This window comes from Brucella sp. LJL56 (genome assembly GCF_054871705.1).
The window spans coordinates 887,988-909,854 of record NZ_JBTXLQ010000001.1 but is presented as its reverse complement, the minus strand read 5'-3'; the positions used below and the strand labels follow the sequence as shown (position 1 = coordinate 909,854).

Genomic DNA, 21,867 nt, shown 5'->3' with positions numbered 1-21,867 from the left:
CAGGCGGCTAGGCGGGAAACGTCAATAAACAAGCAAATAGAACCGGCCTTGCATATAGGCAAGGCCGGAAGAAAGAAATCAGCTCGGCAGGTGATAGTCGAGGAACCGATCCTGTCGCACGTCGAAAAGCTTGCCGCTAACTTCAAGATTCGGATCGGCGAGCTTGACGATCTTTTCAGCGACCGACTGCGGTGTTGGCAGCGTTTCAGGGTCTTCACCGGGCATCGCCTGCGCACGCATTGCCGTACGGGTGGCACCCGGATTGACGGAGTTGATCTTAAGCTTCATCTGCTTTGTTTCTTCAGCCCAGCTACGTGCCATGACTTCGACAGCAGCTTTAGAAGCAGCGTAAGGCCCCCAGAAGGCGCGGCAGGTATGCACCACGCCGGAGGAAAGCAGAATGGCGCGTCCGGCGTCGGAAGCGCGCAGCAGCGGATCGGTGGACCGGATGAGGCGCCAGACGCTGGTGACATTGATGTTCATGACCTTCTCGAAGGTCTTGGCCTCGACATGGCCAATCGGCGAGATCGTGCCGAGGACACCGGCATTCGCAACCATGATATCGAGCTTGCCCCAGCGCTCATGAATGGTGCCGCCGAGGCGATCAATCGCCTCCATATCGGTAATATCGAGAGGCACCAGTGTTGCGCTGCCTCCAAGCTTGCGAATCTCGTCGTCCAGCTCTTCAAGCCCGCCGACTGTGCGAGCAACCGCGATGACATGCGCGCCACGTTTTGCCAGTTCGAGTGAAAGAAAATAGCCAATACCGCGCGATGCGCCTGTTACCAGTGCGATGCGGCCCGTAAGGTCGATGCTCATCTAGTCCCCATATTTCGTGCAAATACAAGAAACAGGCGGCCTTTTGGGCCGCCTGCGTGAAGAATTGGGCGATCAGCCGTTGCTGGCGAGCAGCGACAGCGTGTGCACGTTGCTCTCGCCTTCCTGATCGAGTAGGCGGGTCGGATATTCGCCCGTGAAATAGTGATCGGTGAAAGCGGGTGCTTTAGGATCACGTGGCTTTCCACCAACGGCCGTGTAGAGCCCGTCGATGGACAGAAACGCCAGGGAATCCGCACCGATATAACGACACATGGATTCCAGGTCTTTGTGCTGGTTGGCCAGCAGCTTATCGGCATGGGGGGTGTCGATACCGTAGAAATCCGGATGGTAAATCATTGGACTTGCCACGCGGATATGCACTTCCTTTGCACCTGCGTCGCGGATCATCTGGACGATCTTGACGGAGGTGGTGCCGCGCACGATGGAATCATCCACCAGCACGACGCGCTTGCCTTCGATCATGGCGCGATTGGCCGAATGTTTCAGCTTGACGCCAAGCGCGCGAATTTGCTGCGTCGGCTCGATGAAGGTGCGGCCCACATAATGATTGCGGATGATGCCATATTCGAACGGAATGCCGCTTGCCTGCGCAAAACCGAGAGCGGCAGGCGTGCCGCCATCTGGCACCGGCACGACCACATCAGCTTCGATGCCAGCTTCCTTGGCAAGCTCCATGCCCATATTCTTGCGCGCGACATAAACGCTGCGACCGCCGACGACGGAGTCGGGACGGGCGAAATAGACATACTCGAACAGGCAGAGGCGTTCCGGCTGCGGGTTTTCAGCCTTGATGGATTCGGTGGTGATGGAGCCGTCCTTCTGGATCTCGCAAATGACCACTTCGCCGTTCTCGACATCACGAATGTACTTCGCACCGATAATGTCGAGGGCGCAGGTTTCCGAGCAGAAGATAGGCTTGCCGTCGAGTTCGCCCATAACGAGCGGTCGGATGCCGATGGGATCACGCGCGGCAATCAGCTTGGTGCGGGTCAGCGCCAGCATGGCGTAGCCGCCCTCGACCTGCCGGATGGCATCGACGAAACGGTCGGATGAGGAAGAATGGCGTGACCGGGCAATCATATGCAGCACGACTTCCGTATCGGATGTCGCCTGGAAAATCGCCCCGGAAGCAATTAGTTGCTTGCGCAGTGTAATGCCATTGGTGAAGTTGCCGTTATGGGCAATGGCAATGCCGCCGACTTCCAGTTCCGCAAACAATGGCTGCACATTGCGCAGGATCGTCTCGCCGGTGGTGGAATAGCGCACATGGCCGATGGCGCGGTCGCCCGGCAGGCGGTTCAGCGTCGCTGCATCGGTGAAATGATCGCCGACGAGGCCCATATGGCGCTCGGAATGAAAACGGCGATTGTGATAGGAAACGATACCGGCGGCTTCCTGCCCGCGATGCTGGAGGGCATGCAGGCCCAATGCTGTCAGTGCGGCTGCGTCTTCATGGCCAAGTATGCCAAATACGCCGCACTCTTCATGCAAGGTGTCTTCGTCCAGCATGAAGGAGGCATTTTCAGAAGAATGGCTGGTCATTGCCGCAAGGCCTTTCGATTGCAGAGGCAACTAAAGCGCCTCTCTATCACAAGATGGCTTTTTGTTAAAAGCGAAGAGTTCACCGCTGCGTCGATATAGTCTCACGAACATTAGAGCGCATCCCGAAAAGTGTGAAACGTTTTTCGGAACAAGATGCGCGTTAAAACAAACAGTTAGAGCGCCGATCTGATTTAATCAGATCGAAACGCGCTCTAGTATCGCACGATGTCCACGAATAATCTCGCAAATTCCCGCCTGAAATATGGTCGCGGGACCGAAATGACAATGTCTGAGTGTCATTTTGGCTATTTCATATCAGCGGGCTTTTGCTTCCAAAATTGAAAAAGCCGCCAGCGGGGCTGACGGCTTTTCGACATTTCACAACCGGTTACTGCTGCGCAGGCGCGTCGTCTGGAACCGGTGCTTCTTCCTGCTCACCAGAAGCCGGAGCATTGTGCTGCGGCTTGAACTTATCGATCATCTGGTCGGGGTTGGCCGGCAGAAGATCGATCAGTTGCTGGCCGAAAGAATCGAGCATTGGCTTTGATTTCGCGTTGGTCACCCAGGCTGGCTGGTTCGTCGGAACGAGCCAGTTGAAGAACAGCATGGCAACGACCACGAGAAGCACACCACGCACGCCGCCGAACAGAAAGCCGAGCGTGCGATCGAGCGCGCCGATACGACTATCGATGATGAAGTCGGCGATCTTCATGGTGATCAGCGAAACGACGATCAGCACCACGAGGAAGACCGCGCCAGCGGCGGCAATCTTCGCGATGGTTTCGTTGTTGATATAGGGCTGCACGAAAGGCAGAACCGGCTGGTAGAAAAGATAAGCTGCAGCGGCCGCTGCCGCCCAGGATACCAGAGACAACACCTCGCGGGAAAAACCGCGCACCATCGCCAGAACGGCTGAAACCAGCGTTATCCCGAGTAGAATTCCATCAAGTATGGTTATCGGCATTCTGGCCTGTCCTCAGTTATTTGCGCAATCGTTTCAGTGCGCAGGGCAGTCAAAGATGCTGGAGCTTATCACCGGAAGGTTGACAGAACCTTCCAGTCGCAAGTTTCCAGATTTATTGCTTCTTTCCGGTGCCTGAAGCCGCGATGCGTGCCACAAGGTCGGGCAAAGCCGAAGTTTCCATGAGACGGAAGTTGCGATCTTTCCACAGTTCGCCGCTGCCACCGGGCACCTCTGCCTGCCGGAAACCGAGCTTTTCGGCTTCCTTGAGCCTCTGTACTGCATGCGTTACCGCACGAACAGCACCGGAAAGGCTGATTTCGCCGAAATAAACACAATCTGGCGGAAGGGCAATACCGGCCATGGAGGAAACGAGTGCCGAGGCAACGGCAATATCGGCTGCCGGTTCGCTGATCCGATAGCCGCCCGCGACATTCAGATAGACGTCGTGCTGGCCGAAACGGACACCGCAATGCGATTCCAGCACGGCGAGAATCATGGCGAGACGGCCGCCGTCCCAACCCACAACGGCGCGGCGCGGCGTGCCGAGCGAGGAGGGGGCGACGAGCGCCTGAATTTCCACCAGAACCGGGCGCGTACCTTCCATGCCGGCGAAGACCGCCGCACCCGGAGCTTTGGCATTGCGCTCACCCAGGAAAAGCTCGGACGGGTTGGAAACCTCGCGCAGCCCGCCATCGGACATCTCGAAGACGCCAATTTCGTCGGTTGGGCCGAAGCGGTTCTTCACCGTGCGCAGGATGCGATAGTGATGTCCACCTTCACCTTCGAAATAGAGAACGCCGTCCACCATGTGCTCAACCACGCGGGGACCGGCAATCTGGCCGTCCTTGGTAACATGGCCGACAAGCACCACCGCAGCACCTGTCTGCTTGGCATAGCGGATCATGGCTTGCGCCGAGGAGCGCACCTGCGTCACCGTTCCGGGCGCCGAATCCGCCATATCGGTCCAAAGCGTCTGGATCGAATCGATGATAACGAGGTCGGGCCGTTTGGCGTCCGAAATAGTGGCGATGATGTCTTCGACATTGGTTTCGGCAGCGAGTTCCACTGCCGACGACGCCACACCAAGACGCTGCGCACGCAGACGTATCTGCGCGACCGCTTCTTCGCCTGAAACATAAACGATGCGATGGCCGCGATTGGCAAGGGCTGCTGCCGCCTGTGTCAGCAGCGTGGATTTGCCGATGCCGGGATCGCCGCCGATCAGAAGGGCTGAACCGCGCACGAAACCGCCGCCGGTCACGCGGTCAAGCTCGCTGATGCCGGAAATGATACGCGGCGCGTCTTCAATGTCGCCCGAAAGCGAGGTCAGTGCCACGGCACGGCCCTTGCGCTTGGACAGCATGGCGCCGGGACCGGACCCGATACCGCTATTGGTGCCTTCCTCGACGAGCGTGTTCCACTCGCCGCAGGAATCGCACTTGCCCGCCCAGCGCGTATGCACTGTGCCGCAATTCTGGCAGATGAACTGAATGCGCGCCTTGGCCATCAGACGCGCTCCGTCTTGATCGTAATCTGATTATTCATACTGCTCCGGCACATAGGAACCCTCGGCCAGATCTGCAAATCGGGTGAACTCGGCCTGGAAGGCAAGCTTGACCGTTCCGGTCGGTCCGTGACGCTGCTTGGCGACGATCACGTCGGCGGTGCCACGCACTTTTTCAAAGTGCTGCTTCCACTCTTCATATTTCGGATCGAATTCGTCGCGCGGTTCAAGGTTCTTGACGTAATATTCCTCGCGAAACACGAAGAGAACCACGTCGGCGTCCTGCTCGATGGAACCCGATTCACGAAGATCGGAGAGCTGCGGGCGCTTGTCGTCGCGGCTTTCCACCTGACGCGAGAGCTGTGAGAGCGCGATGATCGGTATGTTCAGTTCCTTGCCGAGCGCCTTGAGACCGGTGGTGATTTCAGTGATTTCCTGCACACGGTTCTGCGCCGAGGCCTTCGATGAGCCGGTCATAAGCTGCACGTAGTCGATGACCAGAACATCAAGGCCGCGCTGGCGCTTCAGGCGGCGCGCACGTGCTGCAAGCTGGGCAATCGAGATACCACCGGTCTGGTCGATATAAAGCGGGATTTTCTGCATCACCTGCGAACACGCAACCAGCTTTTCGAAATCGGTTTCGGTAATGTCGCCGCGGCGGATTTTCGAGGAGGAAACTTCGGTCTGCTCGGAAATGATACGGGTCGCTAGCTGTTCAGCCGACATTTCGAGCGAGAAGAAACCGACGACGCCGCCATTGATGGCTTTCATTGTGCCATCCGCCTGCTGTTCGGCTTCATAGGCATTGGCGATGTTGAAAGCGATGTTGGTTGCGAGCGAGGTCTTACCCATACCCGGACGACCCGCAAGGATGATCAAGTCGGAAGGCTGCAAGCCCCCCATCTTGCCATCGAGCGTGTGAATGCCTGTGGAGACACCCGATAGATGACCATCGCGCATAAAAGCGGCGTTGGCCATATCCACTGCGGTGGTGACCGCATCCTTGAAAGCCTGAAATCCACCGTCATATCGACCGGTTTCAGCAAGCTCGAACAGGCGGCGCTCGGCGTCTTCGATCTGTTCCTGTGGCGCATTGTCGACCGGCGCGTCATAGGCAACGTTCACCATGTCTTCGCCAATGCCGATCAGGGCGCGGCGTGTCGCCAGATCGTAAATAGCACGGCCGTAATCTTCGGCATTGATGATCGTGACGGCTTCGGTCGCGAGACGGGTCACATATTGAAAGATCGTGAGATCGCCCACCTTGCCTTCCGTCGGCAGGAAGGTCTTCATCGTCACGGGATTGGCCATCTTGCCCACCCGGATGAGATCGGTCGTGATCTCATAGATGCGACGGTGCAGCGGCTCGAAGAAATGGGTTGGCTTGAGGAAGTCCGATACCCGATAGAAGGCATCGTTGTTGATCAGGATCGCGCCGAGCAGCGCCTGTTCCGCTTCAATATTATGGGGTGCTTCCCGATAGAGCGTGTCTTTTTGCTCCCGTGCATCGTCGAGTTTGCGTACCGCCGCTTCCGCCATGATTCTCAATCCTGTCCCTGATGCAACCAGCTAGCCCTCAAGCGATGCCAAACGCAACGCGGCTTCGGATGATTCCTGCTGGAAGGAAAAACCTATACCATGATTCACACTGATCCACAGATCAGGCATCTCCTTTATGCACCTCCTATTGACGGAGATTGCGGGGAGCTACCGGTAATATTAATCTTCTCTCATTCATCTGGAGTACGATGATCTATGTGTGCATTCGACGCAAAGACCGGCTCTCTTTCACGAGGAATACTCATGCGACACCGCACCATTGCAGCCTGGCTTCTGACGGCGCTGGCTCTCCTCTCTTCACCGGTGGCTTCATCGGCTGCATCAGAACCGATCAAGGTAAAAGTGTTTATCGCCGCCATGTTCGAGATCGGTCAGAACAGCGGTGATCGCGCCGGAGAGTTTCAACGGTGGTATGAGCATTACTGGAGAGATGCCAAGCCGATCGAAGTGAAAGGCGCGCTGAAGCCGGTCTATTGCAACGATGATGGCGTATGCGGCTCCGTTCTCGGCATGGGCAAGGTGAATTCTTCGGCCAGCATGCAGGCAATCATGCTCGACCCGGCTTTTGATTTTTCCAAAACCTACTACATCCTGTCCGGCGTGGCCGGAACGCCGCCTTCACGCGGCACGATCGGCGATGTGAGCTGGGCAACCTGGCTTGTCGATTACGATCTCGGTCATCGCTGGGCGCCGGAAGAAGGCAAACAGGGTGAGCCGGTTTTCATGCCGCGGAAGGGCTACGAGGAATACCGCGTTTTCAAGCTCAATCCTGAACTGGTCGCGGCAGCGGTTCGCTTGGGCTCCGATGTCGAGCTTCGCGATTCAGCCGAGGCACAGGCTTATCGCATGCGCTATCCCGACGAGGCCGCGCAGGCGAAACCAGTCTTGAAGACGGGCACGCATATGACCGGAGATACATTCTTCCATGGTCCCGGACTGTCAAAAGAGGCACAATATATCGCCAAGCTCTATGGTGCCGACGATTATCTTGCCACCGAGATGGAAGCTGCAGCGCTCGCGCTCGTTATCAAGCGGCAGCACGGTACAGACCGTATCCTCAGCTTGCGGGGTTCGGTGAATTTTGATCAAGGAAATCCGAAAGAAACCACGCTGCAGCACCTGGATCCGGCACCGGGCGAAACAGCGGGCGGGTTCGCTGAAACAGTCGAGAACATTTATCTCGTCGGCGCTCCGGTCGTGAACGACATCGTCACCCATTGGGACAAATGGGAATCTGGTGTGCCAAAGTCGGAATAAGACAAGAAGAGCGGGCTGTTCCATCGGAACAGCCCGCTCTTCCTCAGGCATTCATACTTTTCTTGACAGCGCGGGCTTCGCTATTGGCCCCTTTCGGTGCACTGTCGAGCCGCTTGAGACGCTTTTCCTCAGCCTCGATATAGTTGCGGGTCAGTGGAACGGATTCCTGCCTGTGCGCAATCTGGATGTGGAACACCATCATGTTCTGCCAGCGGAAAGCGCTTTCGGAAGCGGCAAGATAGAATTCCCACATACGGCAGAAGCGTTCGTCATAAAGCGCCTTGGCCTGTTCGCGATTGGCCATGAAAGCCTCACGCCAGGCCTTGAGCGTTTCCGCATAATGCAGCCGCAGGATTTCGATGTCGGTGACATAAAGCCCCGCCTTTTCGATATGCGGCAGCACTTCCGACAAGGCAGGGATATAGCCGCCCGGGAAAATATATTTGCGAATGAACGGATTGGTCGCACCCGGCCCATCGGCTCTGCCGATGGCATGCAGCAGGAACACGCCATCCGGCTTCATCAGCCGCGCCACATGCTGGAAATATTCCGCAAAATGGCCGACACCAACATGCTCGAACATGCCGACCGAAACCAGTCGGTCGAACTTGTCATCGATATTGCGATAGTCGGTCAGCTCGAATTTGGCCCGATCCGAAAGTCCTTCATCCGCAGCGCGCTGATTGGCGATGCCGTGTTGTTCTTCCGATAAGGTCACACCGGTCACATTGGCCTTGAGGTGGCGGGCAAGATAAAGGCCCATGCCGCCCCAGCCGCAGCCGATATCGAGCACCTTGTCGCCTTCCTTCACCAGCAATTTCGCCGCGATATGGCGTTTTTTGGCAAGTTGCGCTTCGGCTAGCGTCGCATTTGGCGGATCGAAATAGGCGCAGGAATATTGCTTGTCCGGATCGAGAAACAGATCGTAAAGCTCGCCGGAAAGGTCGTAATGTCTTTTGATATTGTCGGACGAACGCGCGATCGTGTTCATCTGCTGGAAGCGGCGGAACAGAATGCGCAACTTTGCCAGCGCCTTCATCCATGGCTCTATCGCCACGGTCGGCCCGGTATTTTCAAACACGATCTGGAGCAGCGTGTAAATATCGCCTTCCAGAAAGTCGATCTCGCCGTCCATGAAACATTCAGCGAGTTTCAGTTCCGGGTCGAGCGCTACGGCTCGCTCGGCGTGCTTTGTCTTGAAGTGTATATGAACCGGCACACCGGTCCTGTCGCCATACTGCGAACGCGCACCACTCGAATCGGTGACCGTCAGGTCGCCAGTTTTAATCATATGCGAAAGAACAGTACGCATCATTCCATACATCGGCCCCATCTCCTCTTCAGGATCGAAGCAGGCGCACGTCCATGCGTTTGCATGGCAGGCGGCAGTGCATAAGTATCAAAGCCGCTCTGTCATCAGATTTTCAGGCAATATCCCCTTGGTCAAGCGGCCTCGGGAGTAATGCCCAAGCAACGCAGACGTTTCCGTCAGCACCCTCTGCAATCCAATACTAATATGCAGAATAAGGAGTTTTACCGATCTGAAAAGAGAAAATGCCCGACGGAGGCCGCCGGGCACGATCATTTAAAGTTTACCACGATGGGAATGCCTGCTGACAGAGCGGGCTTTCGCAGGGATAAAAGGCGGCTAATTAAGCCTGATCTTCAGCTTCTTCGTCTTCGTCGAAGACTTCTTCCGAAAGTGGTGCTTCTTCGATGCCATAGATGGCTTCGATCGATGTCAGGTCTTCGCCCTTTGCCTGACGTTCGGCTTCTTCGGTCGAACGAGCGATATTGACCGAAACCTGAACCTGAACTTCCGGGTGCAGCGAAATCGAGACTTCGTGCAGGCCGATCGTCTTGATCGGATGGTTCAGTTCAACCTGGTTGCGGTGCAGGGTGAAGCCGTTCGCCGTGATGATGTCGGCGATGTCACGGGTCGAAACCGAACCATAGAGCTGACCGGTTTCACCAGCCGAACGCACAACGATGAACGATTCGCCGTTGAGCTTGGTTGCAATTGCTTCGGCTTCGTTCTTGCGTTCCAGGTTCTGGGCTTCGAGCTGAGCGCGCTGGCCTTCGAACTTCTTCTTGTTGGCTTCGTTGGCACGAAGAGCCTTGCCCTGCGGGAGCAGGAAGTTACGGGCGTAGCCGTCCTTGACCTTGACGGTTTCGCCCATCTGGCCGAGGCGGCCGATACGTTCCAGAAGAATAACGTCCATTGGAGTTTCCTTTCGAGTTTCTGATTCGGTTACTGACTGTCAGTGCCCGGCATTTTCGAGACTGGCGCGCCGCGCGAAGTGTCGAAAAGTCCGAGAACCATGAAGATGAAAAGCAGGAATGCGAAGAGTATGATCGCAAAGTAGGCCAGCCACAGCGCCACAGGGCGCCACACCTTGCCGCGTGTGCGAAAATGCATGATGGCAAGGCCTGACATCATGAAACCGGCGCTGAGCGCACCGGCTACGACGGTTGCGATCAATCCGGCGCCGCCGGGAAGAAATGCAACCGCAAGAGCGACCGCGAAGACGAGCAGGGCCGGACGCGGCATACGAAGCGTTGCGGGCCAGTCGTCACGCGGACGGCGCAGGCGACCCGACATGGAGATCAGGCGCTGCGCCAGATAAAGATTGCCAACGAGAATCGCAAGGCAGGTTGCCGGCTGGATCGCAGGCAGGGCGACCATCAGCAACGACGTTACATTGTTGCGAATGTCATCGCTGGCCGTAAACTGAGGATCAGCTTCGGCAACCCGGTCGATAAGCGTATTCGCGAGTTCGCGTGCCATGTCCGGGCCAAAGCCCAGGATTGCGCCGATAACGATGAAGCTGAGCGCTACCATCAAGGCAAGCCGGAACACGATATCCGACAGCGGATACCAGACCAGAACGTCCTTCGGTCCGCCGAGTTCTTCGGCTGGCCGTGCAAGACCGCAAAGATAGGCACCCGTCGCGGCAGGAATGAAGCTGGTCAATGCCATCAACAATGCGGCCATCGGAACCGCGACAATGCCGACGGCAACCGTAGCTGTGGCGGCGGCAACGATACCGGCGCTCGAACCCCAGCCAAGGGCGACAACGAAGATGGGAAGCGGCGTCAGGAAATAGAGAACCATCGCCATGGCCGCCATAGCGCCACCCTGGGCGATGACGCCGGACGACATCAAGGCCGAGGCAAGCCCCGCCAATATGCCGATACCGATAATGGTTCCGTTGAATTTCATCAGTTTCGCTGTCCTGCTCCGGTCTTGCCGGTTCGTGCAGTTAGAGGCCGCTGCCCCAACTTGGGTTTTTATTACGCTTCATTGCGCCCATCGCAATGAAGGAAAGGGGTGGGAGGCAATCTCTGCGAGAACGCCTCCCAGAATCTTGTTCTTATTTCACAACGTAAGGCAGCAGGCCGAGGAAACGGGCGCGCTTGATCGCCTTGGCGAGTTCGCGCTGCTTCTTCTGGCTGACAGCCGTAATACGGGAAGGAACGATCTTGCCGCGTTCAGAAATATAACGCTGCAGAAGCTTGATGTCCTTGTAGTCGATCTTCGGTGCGTTTGCGCCGGAGAACGGGCACGTCTTGCGACGGCGATGGAAAGGACGACGGGTCGGGATCTGATTGATATCAACCATGATTATGCTCCTTCACCAGCTTCGTTGTCGCGCGGGCGACGTGGGCCGCGATCGCCACGATCACCGCGATCGCCACGGTCGAAACCGCCTTCACGACGGCGCGGACGATCATCACCATCGCGATCGCGACGATCGTCGCGGCGAGTGAGCATGGCCGACTGGCCTTCTTCGTGTTCTTCAACGCGAACGGTGAGGAAGCGAAGAACGTCTTCGTTGATGCGCATCTGGCGTTCCATTTCAGCAACGGCTGCAGCCGGAGCGTCAATGTTTACGAGCGTGTAATACGCCTTGCGATTCTTCTTGATGCGGTAGGTGAGGGGACGCAGACCCCAGTTTTCGACCTTACCGACCTTGCCGCCGTTAGCTTCGAGGACACCCTTGTACTGTTCGACGAGAGCGTCGACCTGCTGCTGGGAAATGTCCTGGCGGGCAAGAAGCACATGTTCATAAAGAGCCATTGGCTTTGCCTTTCTTCGTTTTATCACGCCGACACCAGCGGCTAAGCCCCTGCGACTTCTCTTTTGCCGGAAAGCCGGTGAAGAAAGGACGCGTATTTGAGACGGTCGAGAGCGGAGACACGGGAGGCAGAAGCGCTTGTGACTTCCAACGTATTTCTAACTAAATAATCAGTCAGAACCACGGCCCTCCGTTCAGCCCCCAGCTGGTGCCGAGCAATGAACGGGCGGCTATTACGTGTTTTTCCCCTTGTTTGCAAGCGTGATATCCCCGAAAAACCGACAAATGCTTGACTTTTCGCTCAAGGCTAAGGCACATCGCGCCAAATTGTGCATTTAATTGCAAGGCAGTCGCCGGTAACTCATACGAGTTTCGGCGCGATGATATGCATAAAACCAGAATGAGGCATCAATGGCGGTAGCATTTACCTTTCCAGGACAGGGCAGTCAGGCGGTAGGGATGGGCAAGGCCTTGGCCGAACAGTTCGCGGAAGCACGCGCCGTCTTCGACGAAGTGGATGCGGCATTGGGCGAAAAGCTTTCCGCCACCATGTTCGAAGGACCGGAAGACGTATTGACGCTGACCGCGAATGCCCAGCCTGCGCTGATGGCCGTTTCGATGGCCGTGTTGCGCGTCATGGAAACGCGCGGTTTCTCTTTGAAGGACAAGGTTTCCTACGTGGCCGGTCATTCGCTGGGTGAATATTCGGCGCTCTGTGCGGCGGGCACGTTCTCGCTTGCTGACACCGCGCGCCTCCTGCGCATCCGTGGCAATGCGATGCAGAAAGCTGTACCCGTCGGTGAAGGCGCGATGGCTGCGATCATCGGTCTGGAGCATGGCGACGTAGAAGCCGTCTGCGCTGAAGCAAAGGCGTCCGGATCTGTCCAAATCGCCAATGACAATGGTGGCGGGCAACTCGTCATTTCCGGGTCCAAGGCTGCCATTGAACTGGCCGCGAAGCTTGCCTCTGAAAAAGGGGCAAAGCGCGCCATCATGCTGCCGGTATCCGCCCCCTTCCATTCAACTTTGATGGCCCCCGCTGCTGACGCCATGCGCGAGGCGCTTGCTTCGGTCGAAAAGCACAATCCGGTCGTCCCGCTGATCGCAAATGTGCGCGCAGCGCCGGTCACGGATGCCAACGAGATTGCCGATCTTCTCGTCGAACAGGTTACTGGTCAGGTGCGCTGGCGCGAAACGGTCGAATGGTTTGCGGCCAATGGCGTCACCACGCTTTATGAAGTAGGTTCGGGCAAGGTTCTGACTGGTCTGGCGCGCCGCATCTCCAAGGATGTCGCGGGTGCTGCTGTCGGTTCGGCTGACGAAATCGATGCAGCGCTTGCTGCTCTTGGCGCTTGATTCCGAAAAGTTGCAGACTTTTCGGATAAGATCATGCGATAAAAATTGAGAAGCTAAAAGGATCCGACATGTTTGATCTGACTGGCCGCAAGGCTCTGGTAACCGGCGCAACCGGTGGTCTTGGCGAAGCGATTGCCCGCGCACTTCATGCACAGGGCGCAATCGTCGGCCTGCACGGTACGCGCGAAGAAAAACTTAAAGAGCTTGCTGCAGAACTTGGCGACCGCACCTTCATTTTTCCGGCCAATCTTTCCGACCGTGAGGCTGTCAAGGCTCTCGGCCAGAAGGCGGAAGAGGAAATGGGCGGCGTCGACATTCTGGTCAACAATGCCGGTATCACCCGTGATGGTCTGTTCGTACGCATGAGCGACGAGGACTGGGATGCCGTTCTCAACGTCAATTTGACCTCGGTCTTCAATCTGACGCGCGAGCTGACCCATCCGATGATGCGTCGCCGCAATGGCCGCATCATCAACATCACGTCCATCGTCGGTGTGACCGGCAATCCCGGTCAGGCGAATTACTGTGCGTCGAAGGCAGGCCTCATTGGCTTTTCCAAGTCGCTGGCGCAGGAAATCGCCAGCCGCAACGTGACGGTCAACTGCATCGCTCCAGGCTTCATCGAATCGGCCATGACCGACAAGCTGAATGAAAAGCAGAAGGAAGCGATCATGAGCAATATCCCCATGAAGCGTATGGGCATTGGTGCCGATATTGCTGCTGCCGTGGTTTATCTTGCCAGCGATCAGGCAGGCTACGTGACGGGTCAGACCCTGCACGTGAATGGTGGTATGGCTATGATCTAAACCTCCTTCTTCCCTGAATTATGGTATAAAATGCCTTAATACCGGGCTTGGAGAAGGAAAAGGCGCTTTGCCTTGCTCAAGAAGCGTGGTAATGCGCCCATCGAGAATTGCGGCATTCTGAGTAGAAGTGCCGCGATCCTGTTCCGAAAGGAATATCCACAGGATGACTGTCCGAGCGGCTTCGCTCGAAACTTGGCAGACATCTTATAACTTGATTACAATCCTGCATGCCGCTAACCAAGGCAGAGCAACAAACACACAGGTCGAGGTTCCGACATGAGCGATACCGCAGAGCGCGTCAAGAAAATCGTTGTTGAACATCTGGGCGTAGATGCCGACAAGGTCACGGAAGGCGCAAGCTTCATCGATGACCTCGGCGCAGACAGCCTCGACACGGTCGAGCTGGTCATGGCTTTCGAAGAAGAATTCGGCGTTGAAATTCCTGACGACGCTGCCGAAACGATCCTTACGGTCGGCGACGCTGTGAAGTTCATCGACAAGGCTTCTGCCTAATCTGAACTTGGGCATTGGGCTGGGGTTCTCGCGAATCCCGGCCCTGCTTGTCTTTGATCGTCTCTTCTCGTTCAACGGAGAGGGGCGAGCAAGCAAGAAGGTCGCCCGGCGGCCTGATTGTGAATCTGCCAGAACACTGATTGGAGATCGTGTTCGACCTGGCAGGCTCCGGTTTTAACAATTGGGGCACCATCCCTCTAAAGTCAGGCCCGGACATATGTTCTGCCGGTTAAAGCCTGCGGGGCGGTGTTCGTGACGTAACAGAGTTTTAAGGGGTGGATATGAGGCGTGTCGTCATCACCGGTCTTGGTCTGGTGTCGCCGCTTGCGAGCGGTGTCGAAGAGACCTGGAAGCGTCTTATTGCCGGTGAAAGCGGTGCTCGCCGCGTCACGGAATTTGAAGTCGATGATCTGGCTTGCCAGATCGCTTGCCGCATCCCTCTTGGTGATGGAACCAATGGCACCTTCAATCCCGACCTCCATATGGAGCCCAAGGAACAGCGCAAGGTCGATCCGTTCATCGTCTATGCCGTCGGCGCTGCCGATCAGGCGCTGGACGATGCCGATTGGCATCCTGAAAGCGACGAAGATCAGATCCGCACCGGTGTTCTCATCGGTTCCGGCATTGGCGGTATCGAGGGTATTGTCGAGGCAGGCTACACGCTGCGCGACAAGGGTCCACGCCGTATTTCGCCGTTCTTTATTCCTGGTCGTCTGATCAATCTGGCTTCCGGTCATGTGTCGATCAAGCACAAGCTACGCGGCCCGAACCATTCGGTCGTGACAGCTTGCGCGACCGGCACACACGCCATTGGCGACGCTGCCCGTCTGATCTCGTTCGGCGATGCAGATGTCATGGTTGCCGGTGGAACGGAATCGCCGGTCAGCCGGATTTCGCTGGCTGGTTTTGCCGCCTGCAAGGCGCTGTCCACCAAACGTAACGATGACCCGACCGCAGCTTCCCGTCCGTATGATGAAGACCGCGACGGCTTCGTGATGGGTGAAGGCGCTGGCGTTGTGGTTCTGGAAGAACTGGAACACGCCCTGGCGCGTGGTGCGAAAATCTATGCGGAAGTGATCGGATACGGTTTGTCGGGTGACGCTTATCACATCACGGCTCCGACCGAGAGCGGCGAAGGTGCCGAGCGCTGCATGGTTGCGGCTCTCAAGCGCGCTGAAATCACGCCGGACCAGATCGACTACATCAACGCCCATGGCACATCGACTATGGCCGACACCATCGAACTGGGTGCTGTCGAGCGCGTGGTTGGCGATGCGGCTTCGAAGATTTCCATGTCCTCGACCAAGTCGTCCATTGGTCATCTGCTGGGTGCTGCCGGTGCCGCTGAAGCAATTTTCTCGACGCTTGCCATCCGTGACAATGTTGCGCCTGCGACGCTTAATCTCGACAACCCGGCTGTTACGACCAAGATCGATCTGGTTCCGCACAAGGCGCGTGAGCGCAAGATCGACATTGCTCTGTCGAACTCCTTCGGATTTGGCGGAACCAATGCTTCGTTGGTCCTGCGCCGATACTCCTGATCTGTTTCGCTGAAAATAAAATATCGAATTTAAAAAACGCGGGGATTTCTCCGCGTTTTTGCCAAAATATAACCGGATGCGATGTTTAAAATCGTGAACAGCGGTTAGTGTGGTTACGACTCCGAAGGGTTTTATTCGCTCTGACGGAAAACAGGTACAAAAGCCGTTCCAGGCGGGCATTAGGCACAATGTGGCGGAACGTTCGCCAAAATAGATAGATAGAGTCTTTCTGATAGTTTGGTTAACTATACGAAATGCTCTGGACCGAGGTGATTGAGTGAGTTCAGAGGCGCAATCCGGAACGACCCCTGCAGACGAGCAGCCCAACGGCGCGACGCAGGAAACGAACGCGACTTCCAAGCCGTTCGTGCCGAAATCCGCGTCCGAAGCCTTGCGCCCCGAGCCTGGAACACCGCCGCCGCGCAAGCGCTCGCGCCATGCACGCAGCCAGATCGTCGTTTTCATGAATTTCATGCTGTCGCTGGTCGTGCTGGTTCTGCTCGGTGCGTCTGCCTTGTTCTATTTCGGCAAGATGCAGTTTGACGCCAAGGGCCCGCTCACTGCCGAAACGACTTTTCTCGTCAAGCGCGGCGCCGGTATCGCCGAAGTTTCCAACAGTCTGGAAAATCGCGAGATCGTCAGCGATGCGCGCATCTTCCGCTATGGTATGCGGACGCTCGGGCATGAAAATGATCTGAAGGCTGGCGAATACGCCATTCCAGCCAGCGCCTCGATGCGCGATGTGATGAATATTCTCATCAGCGGCAAATCCATCATGTATCCGCTGACCATTCCGGAAGGTCTCACGGTCAAGCAGATTTTCGACCGGATCTCGACCGATCCGACACTGGTCGGCGACATGCCGAAGGATATGCCGCCGGAAGGTGCGCTCTTCACCGATACGCTGAATTTCACGCGTGGCACGACGCGCTCAGAGATCATCGATCGTATGGTAGCCTCGCAGAAGAAGCTCGTCGATGATGCCTGGGCAAAACGCGGTCCAGACTTGCCGATCAAGGACAAGAATGAGTTCGTGACACTGGCTTCCATCGTGGAAAAAGAAACCGGTATCGCTTCTGAACGCCCGCATGTGGCCTCGGTCTTCGTCAACCGCTTGAAGAAGGGTATGCGTATCCAGTCCGATCCGACCATCATTTATGGTCTGTTCGGCGGTGCCGGCAAACCTTCCGATCGACCGATTTTCAAGTCGGACATCGAAAAGCCGACCCCTTACAACACCTATGTGATCAATGGTCTTCCGCCGACGCCGATTGCCAATCCCGGCAAGGCGGCGCTTGAAGCGGTCGCCAATCCGCTGGATACGGAAGACCTTTACTTCGTTGCCGACGGTACGGGCGGTCACGTGTTCTCAAAGACGCTGCAGGAACACAACGCCAATGTCCGTAAATGGCGCTCCGTGGAACAGCAGAAGAATATCGAACAACAGAACAATAACGGCAATAATACAAGCCAGAATTCTGGCCAGTAGCGGCACCGCTACGATTTTTGGCAGGCTTGAAAATATGTGACCGAAGTCGGTGGTATCGTCGGCTTCGGCTTGGCTTTTAGAGTAAGTTCGCACCTTCGCGGGCGTGAGTTGAGGGGACGGAACGCATGGCGCTCCAAAGCATGACCGGATTTGCACGCCATGCCGTGCAACACGCCATGGAAGGCGGAGAAGCGCGCATCGTCTGGGAAGTGCGTTCCGTCAATGGCAAGGGGCTCGATCTTCGGCTGCGTCTGCCGCAAGGGCTTGAAGCGACCGAACATCCGGTCCGTTCGATGCTCGCGCGTCATTTCTCGCGCGGTAATTTTCAGGCAAGTCTCAGCGTTGAACGTAGCGAAGCTCAGGCCGGTTTCAGCATCAATCAGGCCATGCTCGCCGAGGTCCTGAAGCTAGGTGCCGATTTGCAGGCGAAGCACGGATTGGCACCTGCCAGCGTAGACGGTATCCTTTCGCTGCGCGGTATTATTGATCAGGCGCAGATGGTTGATGACGAAGATGAACGCGGCGGGCTGGAAGCTGCTATCGTCTCAGGCTTTGAGGAAACGCTCAAGGCAATCGCCGATGCGCGCAGGCAGGAGGGCAAAGCCCTTTTCACCATTCTTTCCGCTCATGTCGACAGCATCGAGCGCTTGACCGGGAGCGCCCGCCGTGACCCGTCGCGCGGCACCGATGCGATCAAGGCCCGTCTTTCCGGACAAGTGGCCCTGTTGATGGATTCCGCACGCGAACTTGATGAAGCACGGCTCTATCAGGAAGCGGCATTTCTTGCGACCAAGGCCGATATTCAGGAGGAGCTTGACCGGCTGGATACCCATGTGGCATCCGCCCGCAAGCTTCTGGCCGATGGCGGCCCTGTCGGACGCAAGCTCGATTTTCTTTCACAGGAATTTAATCGGGAGACTAATACACTGTGTTCTAAATCGAATGCAGCGTCGATCACAGCCATCGGTCTGGAATTGAAGGCGGTCGTGGATCAGTTTCGCGAACAAGTACAAAATCTGGAGTAACAGGTATCATGGCCATCTCTTCGGTTGAAAATGGCGTCGCACGCAGGGGCTTGATGGTGGTGATTTCGTCGCCATCCGGGGCCGGTAAATCCACGATTGCCCGGCTTTTGCTGGAAGACAAGAAGATGAACCTCTCGCTGTCGATCAGCGTGACGACGCGCCCGCGCCGTCCCAGTGAAATCGAAGGGATCCACTACCATTTCAAGACGATCCGTGAATTCGAACGCCTGCGTGACAATGACGAGTTGATCGAATGGGCCGAGGTTCACGGCAATTTCTATGGTACGCTGCGGGAAACGGCTGAAATCGCGCTGGCCGACGGTCAGGACATGCTGTTTGACATCGACTGGCAGGGCGCAGACCAATTGCAAGCCAAGATGCCAGCCGATGTGGTGTCGATTTTCATTCTGCCACCCACCATGCGCGAACTGCAACAGCGTCTGAACCGCCGCGCTGAGGATACGGCTGAGGTCATCGAGACCCGCTTGCAGAACGCTCGTTTTGAAATCCAAAAATGGGTGAAATACGATTATATCGTCATCAACGAGGATCTCGACCGTTCCTTCACGGCGATCAAATCGATCATTGAGGCTGAACGTCTTCGTCGCGACCGCCGACCGGGTCTGTTCGATTTCGTGACAGGTTTGCTGGAAGAAGAACCGGGCATTTAAATTTCTGGAAAGTTCCCTTCGCCGTGTCGTCTGCAGGTACAGAAACCAAGCACTGGTCCATCGTGGAACTCCTTCACGAGACGGTCAAGAACCCGAACATTCATGTGCGCGGCAGGCACAGCTATTACAGCAATGCATGGACAGGCTCGTTCGAAGAGAGTGTCGTTCGCTATCTTTATGGCGACGAATACAGTCTGCAGGCCTGGGAGTCCCAATGGGCCGTGGATCAGCTCTATATTGGTGATTACGTCTGTATCGGTGCAGAGGCTGTCATCTTGATGGGCGGCAACCACACGCATCGTACGGACTGGTTCAGTCTCTATCCATTTCCCGATGTCATTCTCGATGCCTACAAGGGAAAGGGTGACACGATTATAGGGGATGGGGCATGGCTTGGAATGCGTGCCATGATCATGCCCGGAATTACTATTGGAGAAGGCGCAATCGTCGCTTCTGGCGCAATCGTCACAAAAGATGTTGCAGCTTATACCATCGTGGCCGGTAATCCTGCAGCGCCTATTCGGTCCCGTTTTCCAGCAACGACTGTCGATACTCTTCTGGACCTCAGAATCTACAGATGGGACGAAAAGAAATTTGACGCTATGAGAGCGTATCTTTGCACAGATGATATCGATGCGCTTGTGACAGCTTCTGCTCACTATGACAAAAATACCGGAGCGGCAGAATAAACCCGTTCACGCCAGTCTGATTGTCACGCGATCTGTGTCGGCTACCAATTGCCGAAAGGCATCGAGAAAAGGTTTGCCGCCGCGTGTTTGCAGGTTGTTCAAAGCTTCAACATTCTTGAACACCAACTCGCATTCACCGGGCCAACCGGGGCCTTGCCATTGCACGGCGTCCCAGAATGCGTCGAGCGTGTAACCGAAGGATTCGTGATCTTGGGCCGGGACGGCTGAAAGATAGCGCCGCCAAAGTTCATAGGGACTCTCAATGCCAGCGCAATCGATTTCGTAGATGGGCAGCATGTCAGTCTAGCAGGATCAGCAGGCCGTCCACCATGCCGAGGACAAGAATGAGCGCACCCATTGTTATGGCCGTCACGATCAGCATATGCTTTTGCCGGTCGCGCTTTTCCGTTCGCTTGCCCGTCCAGTCATAAGGCGATTCAGGCATTCCTCTCTCCAGATCGGCGCGGCATTGAAAATTACCGTGCAGGATCGCTTTCCCCGTAGCCTGCACTTTACCGTCAATATCTGCAAGATGGATGATGTTGATAAGTTCGCATCTGCCTAAGCCGCGTTCAAGATGACAGGCGGTTATACAGCCGTGCCGCCCACCGTTACCTGGTCCATGCGAAGATGCGGCTGGCCAACCCCGACGGGAACCCACTGGCCGCCCTTGCCGCAATTGCCGCTGCCGGTATCGAGCTTCATGTCGTTGCCGATCATCGAAACCCGCTGCATGGCATCCGGGCCGTTGCCGATCAGCATTGCACCTTTGATTGGCACCCCGATCTTGCCATTCTCGATCATGTAGGCTTCGGTGCAGCCGAACACGAACTTTCCGGATGTGATATCCACCTGGCCGCCACCGAAAGAGACAGCGTAAATCCCCTTTTTCATAGAGGCGATGATTTCCTCCGGGGTCTTATCGCCTGACAGCATATAGGTGTTGGTCATGCGTGGCATCGGTGCGTGGGCATAGGATTCACGGCGGCCGTTGCCGGTCGCTTCCATGCCCATCAGGCGCGCATTCTGGCGATCCTGCATGTAATTGACCAGTTTGCCGTCTTCGATCAACACGGTGCGATTGGTTGGCGTGCCTTCATCGTCAATCGTGAGAGAACCACGCCGTTCGGCGATTGTGCCGTCGTCGACGACCGTTACGCCCTTTGAGGCAACCTGCTGGCCGAGCAGGCCCGCAAAGGCCGATGTTTTCTTGCGGTTGAAGTCACCTTCCAACCCATGCCCTACGGCTTCATGCAGCATGACGCCCGGCCAGCCATTGGCCAGAACAATGTCGAATGTGCCTGCCGGGGCAGGGATGGCTTCCAGATTGACAAGTGCCTGCCGCAATGCCTCATCAGCGGCGTGCTGCCAGCTTTCGACGGTGATGAATTCGCCAAAGCCCTTGCGTCCGCCAACCGTATGCGAACCCGATTCCTGACGGTCGCCATCGCCAGCTACCACCGAAACGCTCAACCGCACCATGGGGCGTATATCGCGCACGAAGTGACCGTCGGCGCGCAGAATTTCGACCTGCTGCCATGACCCCGCAAGCGAAACGGAAACCTGACGGACTTTAGGGTTTTTGCCGCGCAGATAGGCATCGATCTGCTGCAAAAGCTGTACCTTGGTGTCGAATGTCGGCGAGCCGATGGGGTTTTCATCCGTGTAAAGATGACGGTTGGTGCCCGCAGGTGCTGCTGAATAACTTCCGCCGTAGCCCTTCAATGTAGCCGATACGGCATCAGAAGCGCGCTTCAGGGCGGCAAGCGAAAGATCGCCAGCATGGGCATAGCCGATGGCTTCACCCGCAACCGATCGCAGGCCGAATCCCTGATCCTGATTGAAGGAGCCAGTCTTGAGGCGGCCATTGTCGAAAACAAGCGCCTCCGCCTCGCGGTATTCCACAAAGAGCTCGCCGTCGTCGCTGCCTTTCAGGCTTTGGGCGACCAGGCGCTCGATATCGTCGCGGCTGACGTCGAAACTGTCGATCAGGCTTTTCATAAAAATAAATCCTGCAGCATGTGTTTGCTG

22 protein-coding genes are annotated in these 21,867 nt (G+C 56.5%); 9 read left to right on the top strand and 13 right to left on the bottom strand.

Features of this window, described 5'->3' with window-relative positions:
• Nucleotides 1-78: 78 nt before the first annotated feature.
• The 5 genes from ACYSN1_RS04470 to ACYSN1_RS04450 form a co-directional block, all read right to left on the bottom strand.
• Nucleotides 79-819, bottom strand: coding sequence for an SDR family NAD(P)-dependent oxidoreductase (locus ACYSN1_RS04470; protein ID WP_461724572.1), 741 nt, complete (start codon nt 817-819; stop codon nt 79-81).
• 72 nt (nt 820-891) lie between these two features.
• Nucleotides 892-2,382 (bottom strand): amidophosphoribosyltransferase, encoded by a 1,491-nt coding sequence (gene purF, locus ACYSN1_RS04465; protein ID WP_461724571.1) that lies wholly within the window; start codon nt 2,380-2,382, stop codon nt 892-894.
• 388 nt (nt 2,383-2,770) lie between these two features.
• Nucleotides 2,771-3,346, bottom strand: coding sequence for a CvpA family protein (locus tag ACYSN1_RS04460; RefSeq protein ID WP_461724570.1), 576 nt, complete (start codon nt 3,344-3,346; stop codon nt 2,771-2,773).
• Nucleotides 3,347-3,458: 112 nt separating this feature from the next.
• A complete protein-coding gene (radA, locus tag ACYSN1_RS04455) occupies nt 3,459-4,853 on the bottom strand; it encodes a DNA repair protein RadA (protein ID WP_461724569.1) in 1,395 nt (464 codons plus the stop codon).
• Nucleotides 4,854-4,883: 30 nt separating this feature from the next.
• On the bottom strand, nt 4,884-6,389 hold the full coding sequence (locus ACYSN1_RS04450; protein WP_461724568.1) for a replicative DNA helicase: 1,506 nt from the start codon (nt 6,387-6,389) through the stop codon (nt 4,884-4,886).
• Between the two features lie 264 nt (nt 6,390-6,653).
• Here ACYSN1_RS04450 and ACYSN1_RS04445 point away from each other — a divergent pair, with 264 nt between their 5' ends.
• A complete protein-coding gene (locus ACYSN1_RS04445) occupies nt 6,654-7,667 on the top strand; it encodes a purine-nucleoside phosphorylase (RefSeq protein ID WP_461724567.1) in 1,014 nt (337 codons plus the stop codon).
• Between the two features lie 43 nt (nt 7,668-7,710).
• On the opposite strand, the gene ACYSN1_RS04440 is transcribed toward ACYSN1_RS04445, so the two are convergent.
• From ACYSN1_RS04440 to rpsF, 5 genes are all read right to left on the bottom strand, one after another.
• Nucleotides 7,711-8,991 (bottom strand): class I SAM-dependent methyltransferase, encoded by a 1,281-nt coding sequence (locus tag ACYSN1_RS04440; protein ID WP_461724566.1) that lies wholly within the window; start codon nt 8,989-8,991, stop codon nt 7,711-7,713.
• Between the two features lie 328 nt (nt 8,992-9,319).
• The gene (gene rplI, locus ACYSN1_RS04435) at nt 9,320-9,889 is read right to left on the bottom strand and encodes a 50S ribosomal protein L9 (RefSeq protein ID WP_461724565.1); all 570 of its coding nucleotides are present in this window, start codon (nt 9,887-9,889) and stop codon (nt 9,320-9,322) included.
• Nucleotides 9,890-9,918: 29 nt separating this feature from the next.
• Nucleotides 9,919-10,890: a DUF2232 domain-containing protein gene (locus tag ACYSN1_RS04430; RefSeq protein ID WP_461724564.1), complete on the bottom strand. Its 972-nt coding sequence runs from the start codon at nt 10,888-10,890 to the stop codon at nt 9,919-9,921.
• 151 nt (nt 10,891-11,041) lie between these two features.
• Nucleotides 11,042-11,290 (bottom strand): 30S ribosomal protein S18, encoded by a 249-nt coding sequence (rpsR, locus tag ACYSN1_RS04425; protein WP_006466219.1) that lies wholly within the window; start codon nt 11,288-11,290, stop codon nt 11,042-11,044.
• Between the two features lie 2 nt (nt 11,291-11,292).
• Nucleotides 11,293-11,748, bottom strand: a complete 456-nt coding sequence (gene rpsF / locus ACYSN1_RS04420) for a 30S ribosomal protein S6 (RefSeq protein ID WP_105541197.1) — start codon at nt 11,746-11,748, stop codon at nt 11,293-11,295.
• A 409-nt stretch (nt 11,749-12,157) separates the two neighbouring features.
• On the opposite strand from rpsF, the gene fabD reads away from it, so the two are divergent.
• The 8 genes from fabD (at nt 12,158) to ACYSN1_RS04380 (ending at nt 19,836) form a co-directional block, all read left to right on the top strand.
• Complete coding sequence (gene fabD / locus ACYSN1_RS04415) at nt 12,158-13,102, top strand: ACP S-malonyltransferase (RefSeq protein ID WP_461724563.1); 945 nt, start codon at nt 12,158-12,160, stop codon at nt 13,100-13,102.
• 68 nt (nt 13,103-13,170) lie between these two features.
• Complete coding sequence (gene fabG, locus ACYSN1_RS04410) at nt 13,171-13,908, top strand: 3-oxoacyl-[acyl-carrier-protein] reductase (RefSeq protein ID WP_461724562.1); 738 nt, start codon at nt 13,171-13,173, stop codon at nt 13,906-13,908.
• Nucleotides 13,909-14,184: 276 nt separating this feature from the next.
• Entirely contained in the window at nt 14,185-14,421 is a 237-nt protein-coding gene (locus ACYSN1_RS04405) for an acyl carrier protein (protein ID WP_002963616.1), read from the top strand.
• A gap of 281 nt (nt 14,422-14,702) precedes the next feature.
• Nucleotides 14,703-15,962 carry a beta-ketoacyl-ACP synthase II gene (gene fabF, locus ACYSN1_RS04400; protein WP_461724561.1) on the top strand — a complete coding sequence of 420 codons (1,260 nt, stop codon included), beginning with the start codon at nt 14,703-14,705 and terminating at the stop codon, nt 15,960-15,962.
• A 277-nt stretch (nt 15,963-16,239) separates the two neighbouring features.
• Complete coding sequence (gene mltG / locus ACYSN1_RS04395) at nt 16,240-17,451, top strand: endolytic transglycosylase MltG (protein WP_461724560.1); 1,212 nt, start codon at nt 16,240-16,242, stop codon at nt 17,449-17,451.
• Nucleotides 17,452-17,576: 125 nt separating this feature from the next.
• On the top strand, nt 17,577-18,476 hold the full coding sequence (locus ACYSN1_RS04390; protein ID WP_461724559.1) for a YicC/YloC family endoribonuclease: 900 nt from the start codon (nt 17,577-17,579) through the stop codon (nt 18,474-18,476).
• An 8-nt stretch (nt 18,477-18,484) separates the two neighbouring features.
• On the top strand, nt 18,485-19,147 hold the full coding sequence (gene gmk / locus ACYSN1_RS04385) for a guanylate kinase (protein WP_461724558.1): 663 nt from the start codon (nt 18,485-18,487) through the stop codon (nt 19,145-19,147).
• 23 nt (nt 19,148-19,170) lie between these two features.
• Nucleotides 19,171-19,836, top strand: a complete 666-nt coding sequence (locus ACYSN1_RS04380) for a CatB-related O-acetyltransferase (protein ID WP_461724557.1) — start codon at nt 19,171-19,173, stop codon at nt 19,834-19,836.
• Between the two features lie 6 nt (nt 19,837-19,842).
• Here the strand turns inward: ACYSN1_RS04380 and ACYSN1_RS04375 are convergent, their stop codons facing one another.
• The 3 genes from ACYSN1_RS04375 to tldD form a co-directional block, all read right to left on the bottom strand.
• Entirely contained in the window at nt 19,843-20,133 is a 291-nt protein-coding gene (locus ACYSN1_RS04375) for a barstar family protein (RefSeq protein WP_461724556.1), read from the bottom strand.
• Nucleotide 20,134: 1 nt separating this feature from the next.
• The gene (locus ACYSN1_RS04370; RefSeq protein WP_461724555.1) at nt 20,135-20,281 is read right to left on the bottom strand and encodes a hypothetical protein; all 147 of its coding nucleotides are present in this window, start codon (nt 20,279-20,281) and stop codon (nt 20,135-20,137) included.
• Between the two features lie 143 nt (nt 20,282-20,424).
• Nucleotides 20,425-21,837 carry a metalloprotease TldD gene (gene tldD / locus ACYSN1_RS04365; RefSeq protein ID WP_461724554.1) on the bottom strand — a complete coding sequence of 471 codons (1,413 nt, stop codon included), beginning with the start codon at nt 21,835-21,837 and terminating at the stop codon, nt 20,425-20,427.
• Nucleotides 21,838-21,867 lie beyond the last annotated feature (30 nt).